The 12,860-nt window shown below is 68.7% G+C and carries 8 protein-coding genes and 1 other RNA gene; 1 reads left to right on the plus strand and 8 read right to left on the minus strand.

Annotated features, from left to right (window positions below; all coding sequences use genetic code 11):
* Positions 1–9 precede the first annotated feature (9 nt).
* The 7 genes from ACBJ32_RS21520 to prfB form a co-directional block, all read right to left on the minus strand.
* Positions 10–393, minus strand: a complete 384-nt coding sequence (locus tag ACBJ32_RS21520; protein WP_375128213.1) for a YbaB/EbfC family nucleoid-associated protein — start codon at positions 391–393, stop codon at positions 10–12.
* Positions 394–588: 195 nt separating this feature from the next.
* Positions 589–972, minus strand: a transfer-messenger RNA (tmRNA) gene (gene ssrA, locus ACBJ32_RS21525).
* A gap of 310 nt (positions 973–1,282) precedes the next feature.
* Positions 1,283–3,139 carry a penicillin-binding transpeptidase domain-containing protein gene (locus ACBJ32_RS21530; protein ID WP_375128214.1) on the minus strand — a complete coding sequence of 619 codons (1,857 nt, stop codon included), beginning with the start codon at positions 3,137–3,139 and terminating at the stop codon, positions 1,283–1,285.
* Between the two features lie 19 nt (positions 3,140–3,158).
* Positions 3,159–3,626: an SsrA-binding protein SmpB gene (gene smpB / locus ACBJ32_RS21535; RefSeq protein WP_357873437.1), complete on the minus strand. Its 468-nt coding sequence runs from the start codon at positions 3,624–3,626 to the stop codon at positions 3,159–3,161.
* A gap of 50 nt (positions 3,627–3,676) precedes the next feature.
* Positions 3,677–4,576 (minus strand): permease-like cell division protein FtsX, encoded by a 900-nt coding sequence (gene ftsX / locus ACBJ32_RS21540; protein ID WP_357873434.1) that lies wholly within the window; start codon positions 4,574–4,576, stop codon positions 3,677–3,679.
* A gap of 20 nt (positions 4,577–4,596) precedes the next feature.
* A complete protein-coding gene (ftsE, locus tag ACBJ32_RS21545; RefSeq protein ID WP_043620538.1) occupies positions 4,597–5,286 on the minus strand; it encodes a cell division ATP-binding protein FtsE in 690 nt (229 codons plus the stop codon).
* A gap of 411 nt (positions 5,287–5,697) precedes the next feature.
* Positions 5,698–6,813, minus strand: a complete 1,116-nt coding sequence (gene prfB, locus ACBJ32_RS21550; RefSeq protein WP_357873431.1) for a peptide chain release factor 2 — start codon at positions 6,811–6,813, stop codon at positions 5,698–5,700.
* A gap of 47 nt (positions 6,814–6,860) precedes the next feature.
* Here prfB and ACBJ32_RS21555 point away from each other — a divergent pair, with 47 nt between their 5' ends.
* Positions 6,861–7,886 carry a hypothetical protein gene (locus ACBJ32_RS21555; protein WP_375128215.1) on the plus strand — a complete coding sequence of 342 codons (1,026 nt, stop codon included), beginning with the start codon at positions 6,861–6,863 and terminating at the stop codon, positions 7,884–7,886.
* Between the two features lie 84 nt (positions 7,887–7,970).
* On the opposite strand, the gene ACBJ32_RS21560 is transcribed toward ACBJ32_RS21555, so the two are convergent.
* A complete protein-coding gene (locus ACBJ32_RS21560) occupies positions 7,971–12,845 on the minus strand; it encodes an NAD-glutamate dehydrogenase (RefSeq protein WP_375128216.1) in 4,875 nt (1,624 codons plus the stop codon).
* Between the last annotated feature and the right edge of the window lie 15 nt (positions 12,846–12,860).

The following is a 12,860-nucleotide window of genomic DNA, read 5'->3' on the forward strand; positions in this document are numbered from 1 at the left end:
GGTGGTCGTTCATCGCTGCGTGCCCTGCTGCATCAGCCGGTCCAGCCGTGCGGTCAGCTCACCGGCGGCCAGGAGGATCTCGTTCATGTTGCCGCGGGCGTCGGTTTCGATCTCCTTCAGCAGGGCGGTCAGCTCCGGCGTCTCCTGGCGCAGGACGTCGGGGACGGCCTGCATCGCGCGCTCCTGGGCGGCGGCACGGGCCCGCCCGAACGCCTCCTTGATCGCGGCGGCCAGCTCTTCGGACGGCAGCCGCATCGCCCTGGGGTCGATCACCAGCTCCACCAGGTCGCTGGTGCCGTCGACCGTCACCTTGACCAGGCCGTTCGCCGCCGCCTCGACCTCCCGCAGCTCGGCGAACCGGTCCAGGAAGTCGGCCTCGTCCGAGGTCGCCATGGGGCCCCTCACTTTCGGTCATGCTCGATGGCAAATTTCGGCCAAAGAGATCCAAGCAGAAGGGCGCGGCGCCACCTGGGGTTGATCTTGAAAGTTCGCCCACGGTTCACCGGCGGTTCCCCGGGAGACAGGGCCGGGGAACGCAAAAAACCGCCCCTACCTGCGATGTTTCCGCAGGTAGGAGGCGGTCTGAAGTGGTGGAGGTGGCGGGAATCGAACCCGCGTCCTTCAACCCCAAGTCAGGGCTTCTCCGGGCGCAGCCTGCTGTGCTTTTCTCAGCCCCGGCGATCACGCAGGCGAGTCGCCGACGGGCTCAGCCACTGTTTGGTTTCCCGATCGCCCCCGTGGCCGGGTTGATCGGTTGAGCCTTCTGACGATGCCAGACACCGGGCCGAAGGCACTCCCGGGCTGACAGTGGTTTCGCTACTTAGGCAGCGAGCGCCAGGTCAGACCTGGCAGCCACAGTGCTCTTGGAATTGGCACTTGTTGTTCGCGGTCACAGGATTAACGAGGTTATGTCCGCAGTCCTCGGCCCGCTTCACCTGGCTTGCAAGGTCAAAGTCGAAGCCAGTCACCCCCTGTGCAGTTTTCAACACGCGCCCCGTCAGGACGAGGCCCGCGCATTGATGAATCTACAGGGGACAACACCCCCAACGCCAACTTAATTCCTGGTGCAGCCGCACATGCCGAAACCCCCGGGAGCGTGGCACAGCGGCACGCGCTCCCGGGGGCCGACCGGCAGGGTCGAGCCGGTCCGGACGGCAGGACTTCCCCCGAGATGAAGTCCTGATCTCATCACGGCGACTGGAACCGCAACCCCCCGAGCGGGCCCAGTCATTCAGTAAGACGCAACCAGGTGCCCGGATGGTTGCTCCGCGTCACGACAATTTCACGATGGGTTGCGCAGCCCCGCGAAGAAGCTGCCCGCCACGGCCGCGGCGTCGTAGTTCTTGGTCAGCACCGCGATGGCCACATCGCCCTGCCAGCCGACGAACCAGCCCTGCTGGTTGCCCGCCGATGCCCGGACGCCGTAGACGGGGCCCTTGCCCGCCTGGGCGGGCGTGCCGGCCGCGCCGGCACGCATCATGGTCATCAGCGCGGTGCGGACCTTGGGGTCCATCGGCACCGAGGCCGGCTGGGTGACCGGCGTCGCCTCCGCCGACGGGTCGGGCGACTTCGGGTCGGTGACCAGCACCGGCGGCCGCCACGTGCCCGAGCCCACCGCCGCGGCCACCAGGGCCATGCCGAGCGGGCTCATCTCGACGTTCTGGCCCGCGATCGCCTTGGCCTTGTCGGCGTCGCTGGACAGCTCCGGCAGCGTCCCGCTGAACGACTTGAGCGGCAGCCGCCACGGCTGCCCCACGCCGAACGCCTTCGCGCTCCGCTCCAGGTCGTCGGCCGTGACGCGGCGGGCCAGCGAGGCCAGCGCGGTCACGCAGCCCTTGGCGAAGTTCTCCTGGAAGGTGGCCGACGTCGTGACGCCCGTGGACTGCCCGGCGTGCACGAACTTGGCCCCGCCCACCGTGCGCTCCTGCGGGCAGGCCAGCTTCTGCTTGGTGCTCACGTCCTTCTTCAGCAGCGCGTCGGCGGCCACGATCGAGAACGCCGTGCCGGCGGGGAACTTGCCGGCCAGCGCGTCGCGCTCCTGGTGCAGGCCCTTGGTACTGACGGCGAGGATCTCGCCGGTCTCGCGCTGCACCGCCACCAGCGCGCTCGTCCCGGTGTCGGCCACCGCCTGCTCGGCCGCGGCCTGCGTGGCCCGGTCGATCGTGGTCTTGACCGAGACGTTCTGCCGGCCGGGCCACCCCTCGAGCTCGGCGACCTTCCGGCCGGTCTTGAGATCGAGGGTGATCACCTTGGTCTCGGTGGAGCCGGTCAGGTAGTTCTGGTAGGCCTGCTGCAGGCCGTTCCTGCCCACCGAGTCGCCGGCCCGCTGCGGGCCGCCGAGCTTCTGCTCGGTCTCGGGCGTGAGCGCGCTGACGTTGCCCACGATCTGGCGCGGCGCGTCGGGATCGACGGGCTGCTTCTGCGGCTCGATCTCGATCCCGTCGATGGCCTCCAGCTTCGACTGCATCGACTGGAAACGCGCGCGCCCGAACGTCACGAGCTGGACGAACTTCTCCGGGGGCGAGGACCTGACCCTGCTCAGCAGCCGGTCCTGGGCGTAGCCGGTGACCTCAGCCAGCTTGGTGACCACCTCTTCCGCCTGGTCGCCGAGCTGGTTGGGGTAGACGCCGGCGACGTAGAGCACGGTGTCGCTCTGGAGCGGGTCGCCCGCCCTGTCGACGATCGGCTGGCGCGGCTTCGGCTCGGTGTCGACCGCGAACCGCTGCCCCTCCTTGAGCTGCGGATGCAGCACCGAGGGCGACCAGCGCACCTTCCACGAGCCGTCGACCAGGTGCAGCGGCAGCACGCCTGCGTACCCCCACAGGGGGTTGTTCTCCCCCAGGTCGACCTCGGCGCGGAAGTCGGCCTTGGACTCGTCGCCGGTCACGCTGATACTCATGATCTTGAAGCGGAACGAGGCCGCGTCGAGCTCCAGCTTGGCGTCGGCCAGTGCCTTGCGCACCGTCGCCACGTCGCCGTCGGTGCGGCCGGCGGCCAGCTCGTAGTCCTCCGTCTGCCAGCCCACGAGGAAGTCACGCACCGCGTCGTGCGGTGACGGCTCCTCGAAGCAGCCGGTCAGCGTGGTGCACGCGACCGCCAGGGTGACGGTCGCGGCCAGGGTGCGGCGGGCGCGTCTCATCGGTTGCGGTGTCACACTCTCATCGGTTGCGGTGCCGCATCGCCCGGGCCATCTCCCGCTTGGCCTGCTGCTCCGCCAGCGCCTGCCGCTTGTCCCAGTCCTTCTTGCCTCGGGCCACGGCGATCTCGACCTTGGCCCTGCCGTCCTTGAAGTAGAGCGTCAGCGGCACGATCGTGAGCCCGCCCTCCTTCGTCTTGGCGGCGAGCTTCTCGATCTCCTTGCGGTGCAGCAGCAGCTTGCGCTTGCGGCGCGCCGCGTGGTTGGTCCACGTGCCCTGCGAATATTCGGGAATGTGGACGTTGAGCAGCCACGCTTCGTTGCCGTCGATGCTGGCGTAGCCGTCGACGAGCGAGGCGCGGCCCTCGCGTAGCGACTTCACCTCGGTGCCCTGCAGCACGAGACCCGCCTCGAAAGTGTCCTCGACGTGGTAGTCGTGCCGAGCACGTTTGTTCTGGGCGATGACCTTCCGCCCGGTCTCACGTGGCATGCTTCGACTTTACCGGCGACCGGGGCGGTCACGACCCAAGCGCACCCCTGCTACACCCTGAGGTAGCGGCGCAGCGTCACGAACGAGGCCAGGATACAGATCACGACACCGATGATCATAGTGAGCGTGATCGTCTGGGCCAGGTCGTTCCAGCCGAGCCCGGTGCCGAAGAAGTTGACGACCTCGTCGAACAGGAACACCTTCGCCAGGATCAGGATGACCGCGGCGAACACCCCGCCCACCAGGCCGGCGATGACGCCTTCCATGACGAACGGGAGCTGGATGTAGAGGTTGGAGGCGCCGACCAGCCGCATGATGCCCGTCTCCCTGCGCCGGTTGAACGCCGACAGCCGCACCGTGTTGCCGATCAGCAGGGCAGCCGCCAGCACCAGGACGACGGCCACCGAGAGCGCGGCGAACGCCAGCGTGTTGAGCAGGTTGAAGAACGGGGCGATGAGCTGTTTCTGGTCCATCACCTGCGCCACGCCGGGCTGGCCCTTCATGGCGTCGATGACGGGCTGGTAGTTGTCGGGATTCTCCAGGCTGATCCTGAACGACTGGGGCAGGTCCTCGACCTTGGTCGCGTCGACGAGGGCCTTGTTGGACGAGAACGACTGCTTGAAGTTCTCGTACGCGGCGGCTTCGTTCTCGAACACCACTCCCTTGACGCCGGGGGTGTTCTCGATGTGCTCCTGGAGCGCCTTGGTCTGCGCGGGCGAGATCGCCTTGCCGTTGCAGGCCGGCATGGCCGTCCCCTTCTTGCAGAGGAAGACCGAGATTTCGACCTTGTCGTCCCAGTAGCCCTTCATCAGCCCGACCTGACTGTTGATCATCAGGCCGACGCCGAGCAGCGCCATGCTGACCGCCACGGTGATGACCACCGCGATCGTCATGGTCAGGTTGCGACGGAGGCCGATCCAGACCTCGGAGAAGATGAAATTCGCCCGCATGTCTTGTCTGCAGCTCCCTGTCAGTACGCCTGGCCGTACACGCCACGCGACTGGTCACGGACGATCTTGCCGTCCTCCAGCTCCACGACACGCTTACGCATGGAGTCGACGATGGCCGCGTCGTGCGTGGCCATGACGACCGTGGTGCCAGTCCTGTTGATGCGGTCGAGCACCTTCATGATGCCGATGCTCGTCGCGGGGTCGATGTTGCCCGTGGGCTCGTCGGCCAGCAGGATCATCGGCCTGTTGACGAACGCGCGGGCCATGGCGACGCGCTGCTGCTCGCCGCCGGACAGCTCGTCGGGCATGCGGTGGGCCTTGCCCTCCAGGCCGACCAGCTCGACGACCTCGGGCACCACCTTGCGGATGAACCGGCGGGGCTTGCCGATGACCTCGAGGGCGAACGCCACGTTCTCGTAGACGTTCTTGTTGGGGAGCAGCCTGAAGTCCTGGAAGACGCAGCCGATGCGGCGGCGCAGGTGCGGCACCTTGAAGTTGGAGAGGCGGGCCAGGTCCTTGCCGGCGACGTGGATCGCGCCGGAGTTGGGCCGCTCCTCCTTCAGGATCAGACGCAGGAACGTCGACTTGCCTGATCCCGAGGGACCGACGAGGAACACGAACTCGCCCTTGTCCACGTCAACGGATACGTGGTCGAGGGCGGGCCGGTTCTGGTTCGCGTAGACCTTGGTGACATTATCGAAATGGATCACGAGAGCATCACGGCATGCCAGTCTAGGGGTCAGGACGGAAGCGAGGGTGGCACATGCCCACTTCCCGCCACCGGCCGATCGGGGGCGTTGACTTTACTGATGATCGACGTTCCGATTGGCCAGACGACAGTCTAGGGGGAAGACTGGCATGGAACGTCCATAACGGAAACAAAACGATTGTGCGGCTAGACTTGGGGCTGTCATGAGTTGTGAACACCTCGTATGCGCCCAGTGCGCTCACCCCGTGGTCGAGGGGCGCTGCCCCGTCTGCCGCGCCAACAGAGAGCGGATGCACAACCACGGCTTCGCCGGGCTGTCACCCGCCCTCATCGCCCTGCTCCTCGTCGCCCTGCTCCTGCTGAGCCTCGCGGCCCAGCACCTGCTCGGCACCTGACCCGCCCGGCTCCCGGCCTACTCGGCGCCTGACTCCTGGCGCCGCATCCAGCGGATCTCCGACTCGATGAACTCGTCGAGGTCGCCGTCGAGCACCGCTGACGGGTTGCCCGCCTCCGTGCCCGTGCGCAGGTCCTTCACGATCTGGTACGGGTGCAGCACGTAGTTGCGGATCTGCGTGCCCCACGACGTGGTCGTGGCGCCGCGCAGCTCCGACATCTTCTCCGCCTCCTCCTGCCGCTTGCGCTCCAGCAGCTTGGCCTGCAGGACGTTCATGGCCGTCGCGCGGTTCTGCAGCTGGGAGCGCTCGTTCTGGCAGGAGACCACGATGCCGCTCGGCAGGTGCGTGATGCGCACGGCCGAGTCGGTGGTGTTGACGCCCTGGCCGCCGGGGCCGCTGGAGCGGTAGACGTCGACGCGGATCTCGTCCTCGTTGATGTCGATGTGGTCGGTCTGCTCGACGACCGGCACGATGTCGACGCCGGCGAACGAGGTCTGCCGCCGCCCCTGGTTGTCGAACGGGCTGATGCGGACCAGCCGGTGGGTGCCGTGCTCGCCGCGCAGCGTGCCGTAGGCGTAGGGGGCCTTGATCGTGAACGTGGCCGACTTGATGCCGGCCTCCTCCGCGTAGGAGGTGTCGTAGACCTCGGTGGCGTAACCCTTGCGCTCGGCGTAACGCAGGTACATGCGCAGCAACATCTCGGCCCAGTCGGCCGCGTCGACGCCGCCGGCCTGGGAGTTGATGGTGACGAGCGCCTCGCGCGCGTCGTACTCGCCCGAGAGCAGCGTGCGGACCTCCAGGGCGCCGATGTCGGACTTCAGCCCCTCGAGCTCCTTGTCGGCCTCGGCGCGCGTGTCGTCGTCGGCTTCCTCGGCCGCCAGCTCGTACAGGACCGTGAGGTCCTCCAGACGGCGCGCGACGCCCTCCACGCGGTTGAGCTCGCCCTGGAGGTGGGAGAGCTTGCTGGTGACCTTCTGGGCCTGCTCGGGGTCGTCCCAGAGGTCAGGCGCGGCAACCTGCTGCTCCAGCTCCGCGATCTGCTTGCGCATCGCGTCGAGGTCGAGCACGTCCTGGATGCTGCGGAGCGTGCCCCGGAGCTCGTTGATCTCTTCTGCCGGATCGATGCCTGCCACGTCTCCCAAGGGTACGCGACCCTCGCGGGCCCGAATAACATGGCGAGGTGCGTGCATACGGTCGGCGTGGGATGCTGGCGCTCGCCGCCGGCCTGCTCGCCGCGGTGACCGCCTGCACGGGCGATGCCCGGCCTCCGGCCACCACGCCCGCGGCCGCCGTCGCCACGCCCCCGTCACCCTCTGCCGACGAGCCCCTGGTGACGCTGGCGGAGGCGGCCGAGGAGTTCACCGCCTTCACCCTCACCGACAACTCGCTGCGCGGCACGACCTGGGAGAGCCTCTACGAGGGCAGGCTGACGCAGGCGATGGACATCACCACGGGCGGGCAGTGGCCGATCACCCAGGCCGGCTACGTGTCCACCGGCTCCAAGCCGCCGCGCCGCCAGTGGGGCTCGCCGACGCTGTACGTGCCCAGGTTCGCCCGGGACGAGCGGGCGCCCTGGTTCAGCGCGCTGGTGACGCGCGACGGGCGGCAGACGCTGCTGACCTTCGCCAAGCCCGACCACTGGCGTCTCAGCTCCGCGGCCGAGCTCCTGCCGGGTCAGGAGCTGCCGAAGATCAAGCTCGACGCCGACGGCTACGCGGCCGTGGTGGCCGCCGATGACAAGTCGGTCACGATCAGCCCGCAGTTCATCGGTCCCGTGCACGCCAGCGTGGCCGAGACGGGCACGGCCGGGGTCACGGCGGGCCTGCTCGGGGCCGGCCCGCTCACGACGGACGTGGCCGAGCAGATCGCCGCCAACCGGGAGCGGGCCAAGAACGAGGGCTTCAGCTACGACTCGATCTTCAGCGCCGACAACTTCCCCGTCTACGCCCTGCGCACCGAGGACGGCGGGGCGCTGATCCAGTACTCCCTGTCCCGCACCACGTCCACGACGACGAAGACGGCGGAGGACGACTACATCCCGGTGCCGGAGCAGGCCCGGTGGGCGATCAGCACGCCGGTGCTGCGGCGCACGCTCAAGCTGATCGAGACCCACCAGTACGCCACCGCCGTCCCGCCCCTCACCACCCCGTCCGCCGCGCCCGTGATCGCCCACGACGGCGTGCTGACGCGCGCCTCCGGGCAGTAGTCGGCCCGCCTCGGCCGGCGGTGCGTGCCGTGACGGCCGGCCGGGGACGGCGGTCGGCCGGCCCCGGCGGCACGTGAAAGTGGGTCAGGCCTCCGTGTAGGGGAGGTTGCTGGCGGCGACGAGCGTGCGGATCGCGCGCAGCGCGACGGAGAGCGTGGCCAGGTCGAAGTTGTCGCTCTCCCAGATCTCCGACAGCGTCTGGCGCGCCCGGGAGACCGCCGCGGAGTTCGCCTCCGACCACCGCGCCAGCCGCTCCTCCGGAGGCAGCCCCGGCTTGCTGTGGGCCAGCACGTCGCGGGTGAGCGAGGCGTGCGCCGCGTACAGGTCGTCGCGCAGCGCGGACCGGGCGATCGAGTTCCACCGGTTGTCCCGGGGCAGCGCGATGATCCGCTCCCGCAGCCGGGCGAGCTGCAGCCGGTCGGCCAGGTCGAAGTAGACCTCGGCGACCTCGTTGACCGGCCGTCCCGTCAGCGACGAGATCTCCACCAGGTCCAGCGTCGAGTACGCCGGCACCATCCCGGCCACCCGCTCGGCCAGCTCCAGCGGCACGCCGCGGGCCACGAACGAGTCACGCCGCTCCTCGTAGGCCGACAGGTCGGGCCCGGTCAGCAGCTTCGGGATGTGCGCGAGCAGCCCGTTGACCCCCTTGACGAAGAAGCTCACGGACCCGGCCAGGTCCAGCGGCGGGCGGCGGTTGACCAGCAGCCACCGGGCGCCGCGCTCGACCAGCTTGCGGGCCTCCAGCAACATGGCGATCTGCGTGCCCGTGTCGGCCTTGTTGTCCAGCCCCTCCACGGCCCGGTAGAAGCTGGGCAGGTCGAAGACCTCCCGCGCGACCAGGTACGCCCGCACGATGTCGGGCGTCGAGGCCCCGGTCTCCTCGCCGAAGCGGAACATGAAGGTGGTGCCCGCCGAGTTGACCAGCTCGTTCACCACGCAGGTGGTGATGATCTCGCGCCGCAGCGGGTGCTCGTCCATGTACGTGCGGAACCGCTCCCGCAGCGCCGACGGGAAGTAGGAGACCAGCCACGAGGCGAGGTACGGGTCGTCGGGCAGGTCGGACCCGAGCAGCTCGGCGTCGGCCACCAGCTTGGTGTAGGCGAGCAGCACGGAGAACTCGGGCGCGGTCAGCCCCAGCCTGGCCTGGCGCCGCTCGGCCAGCGTCTTGTCCGAGGGCAGGAACTCCAGCTCCCGGTTGACCAGCCCGTCCCGCTCCAGCTTGCGCAGGTAGCGGGCGTGGATGTGGAGCATCTCGACGGCCTGCGTACGGGCGGCGTCGAGGACCACGTTCTGCGCGTAGTTGTCGCGCAGCACGAGGTCGGCCACCTCGTCGGTCATCGAGGTGAAGACCTGGTTGCGCTGCTTGTCGGTCAGCTCGCCGTCGCGGACGACCTGGTCGAGCAGGATCTTGATGTTCACCTCGTGGTCGGAGGTGTCCACGCCGGCCGAGTTGTCGATGAAGTCGGTGTTGACCAGCCCGCCGTTGAGCGCGAACTCGATCCGGGCGAGCTGCGTGAGGCCCAGGTTGCCGCCCTCGCCGATGACCTTGCAGCGCAGGTCGGCGGCGTTCACCCGGAGCCCGTCGTTGGCCTTGTCGCCCACGTCGGCGTGGGACTCGGAGCTCGCCTTGACGTAGGTGCCGATGCCGCCGTTCCAGAGCAGGTCCACCGGGGCCCGCAGGATGGCGCTGATGAGGTCGTTCGGCGCCATGGAGGCCACGCCGGACGGGATGCCCAGCGCCTCCCGCATCTGGGGCGTGATCTGGATGGACTTGGCCGTGCGCGGGAAGACGCCGCCGCCCGCGGAGATCAGCTTGGCGTCGTAGTCCTCCCAGGAGCTGCGCGGCAGCTCGAACAGCCGCCGCCGCTCGGCGAAGGAGCGGGCCGCGTCGGGCGAGGGATCGACGAAGACGTGCCGGTGGTCGAACGCGGCGACCAGCCGGATGTGCTGCGACAGCAGCATGCCGTTGCCGAACACGTCACCCGACATGTCGCCGATGCCGGCCACGGTGAAGTCGGTGGTCTGGACGTCCACGCCCATGGTCCGGAAGTGGTACTCGACCGACTCCCAGGCGCCGCGGGCGGTGATGCCCATGGCCTTGTGGTCGTAGCCGATGGAGCCGCCGGAGGCGAAGGCGTCGCCGAGCCAGAAGCCGTACTCCTTGGCCACGCTGTTGGCGATGTCGGAGAAGGTGGCGGTGCCCTTGTCGGCGGCGACGACGAGGTAGGTGTCGTCGCCGTCGTGCCTGACCACGTCCGGCGGGGGCACGACCTTGCCGTCCACGAGGTTGTCGGTGACGTCGAGCAGGCCGGAGATGAACATCCGGTAGCAGGCCACGCCCTCGGCGAGCAGATCCTCCCGCGAACCAGACTTTGGCGGACGCTTAACGACAAATCCACCCTTGGACCCAGTCGGCACAATAACGGTATTTTTCACCATCTGTGCCTTAACCAGGCCGAGAATCTCCGTGCGGAAGTCCTCCATCCGGTCCGACCACCGCAACCCGCCGCGCGCCACCTTCCCGAAGCGCAGATGCACGCCCTCAACCCGGGGCGAATACACGAATATCTCGTACTTCGGCCGCGGCAACGGCAACACGCTGACGGCCTGCGGATCGATTTTGAGAGATATGTACGGTTTGCGCTCTCCATCCACCGTCTGGAAGTAGTTGGTACGCAATGTCGCCTGAATCATCTCCAGGTACGCCCGGAGAATGCGGTCCTCGTCCAGCGAGGCCACCTCGTCCAGCGACCGCAGGATCTCCTCGTTGAGCGCCTCCACGAGGTCCACCCGCACGTCCTCGCCCCGCCGCGGATCGAGCTTGGCCTCGAACAGCCGGACGAGCAGCCGCGCCACGCGCACGTTGTCGCACAGCACCCGCTCCATGTAGGGCTGCGAGAACGTGCTCCCCGCCTGCCGCAGGTACTTGGCGTAGACCCGCAGGATCTCGACCTGCTCCCAGGTCAGCCCGGCCCGCAGGATCAGCGCGTTGAAGTCGTCGTCCTGCACCCGCCCCGTCCACAGGGCGGCCAGGCCGTCCTGGAAGAACCGCTTGAAGTCGTTCCTGTCGACCTCCTCCGACGGGGTGTACCGCAGGCCGAAGTCGTAGATCCAGGCGTTCTTGGTGCCGGGGTCGTTGTCGCGGTCGATCTCGTAGGGGCGCTCGTCCACGACCTCCACGCCGAGCCGCTGGATCAGCGGCAGCGCCTGGGACAGCGAGATGGGCGAGCCGACCTTGTAGATCTTCAGCCGCCGCTCCCCCTCCGCGGCGTCGTACGGCTCGTACAGGTTGATCCCGACCTGCTCGCCGTCGCCCGCCTCGACGATCTGCTCCAGCCGCCGCAGGTCGACCACGGCCACCTTGGGCGGGAAGTCGGCCTTGTACCCCTCGGGGAAGGCGGAGGCGTAGCGCCGGATGAGCGTGGGGGCCTCCTCCTCGGAGGTCATCTCGGTCAGCGCGGTGGCCAGGTCGTCCTCCCAGGAGCGGGTGAGGGCGGCCAGCCGCGCCTCCAGCTCCTCCACGTCCACGCTGGGCGGCGGGAGCTGCCTGCCCCGCTCGCCCCTGACGACCACGTGCAGGCGGGCCAGCACCGACTCGCCGATCATCGCGCTGTAGTCGAGCGACCTGCCGCCGAGCGCCTTGAGCAGCACCTCCTGCATCTTCAGCCGCACCTTGGTGGTGTAGCGGTCGCGGGGGAGGTAGATCAGGCAGGAGATGTAGCGCCCGTAGTCGTCGCGCCGCAGGAACAGCTTGACCTGCTTGCGCTCGCGCAGCCGCAGCACGCCCATCGCGATCGGCAGGAGCTGGTCGACCGAGGTCTGGAACAGCTCGTCGCGGGGGAACGTCTCCAGGATCTCGATCAGGTCCTTGCCGTCGTGGCTGTCGGGCGCCAGCCCGGCCTCGTTCAGCACGCCGGCCAGCTTGCGCCGCAGCACCGGGATGCGGGAGATCGACTCGTTGTAGGCCACGTGGGTGAACAGGCCGAGGAAGCGCCGCTCCCCGATCACCTCGCCCTCCGGCGAGAACAGCTTGACCCCGATGTAGTCGAGGTAGGTGGCCCGGTGCACGGTGGCCCTGGAGTTGGCCTTGGTGATGATCATGAGCTGCTTCTCGCGGGCCTTGGCCCGCACCTCGGCGGGCAGCGCCGCGAAGCTCCCCGAGCCCACCTTGTCGTCGCGCAGGATGCCCAGCGCGGCCCCGGGCAGCGCGCGCAGCGTCTCGCCCTCGTCGGTGTCCTCCAGGCGGTACTCGCGGTAGCCGAGGAAGGTGAAGTGCCCGTCGGCGAGCCAGCGCAGCAGGTCGATGCTGTCCTCGACCTCGGCCGGCTCCAGCGGCGGCGGGTTCATGCTCAGGTCCTCGGCGGTCTGCACGGCCAGCGCGCGCATCTTCCTGAAGTCCTCGACCGAGTGGCGCACGTCGGTGAGCACGCGCTGCAGGTCGGCCTCGATCGCCTTGAGCGCCGCGTCGTCGGACTGGCGGTCGATCTCGATGTGGATCCACGACTCGACCAGCATCTGGCCGGTCACGTCCTCCTGGCCGCGGCCGAGCATGCGGCCCGTCATGTCGCGGCGCACCCGCATCTGGGGGTGGACCACCAGGTGCACGCCGAGGTCGTGCCGGTCGAGCTCCATCGTGACCGAGTCGACCAGGAACGGCATGTCGTCGGTGACCACCTCGACCACCGAGTGGCCGGGGTCCCAGCCGTTCTCGTCCAGCGTCGGGGTGTAGGCCCTGACCACGGCCCTGCCCTGGGGGCGGAGCTCGGCGAGCTGTCTCTGGGACATCGCGGGACCGTACACGTCAACGGGGTTGCGGTCGAGCAGGTCCTCCGGCGCGACATGCCGATAGTAGAACCGCAGGAAGGACAGGGCCTCCTCGGGGCTCACATGGTCACTGCCCACCGCGCAACTCTCGGCGGCTCGCTGGAGCAGCTCATCCTTGGCCTCGTCGAGCGGCATTTCGCTCTCACTCCT

The sequence above is a fragment of the Nonomuraea sp. GTA35 genome (assembly GCF_041950525.1).
In the GTDB taxonomy this organism is placed as follows: Bacteria; Actinomycetota; Actinomycetes; order Streptosporangiales; family Streptosporangiaceae; genus Nonomuraea.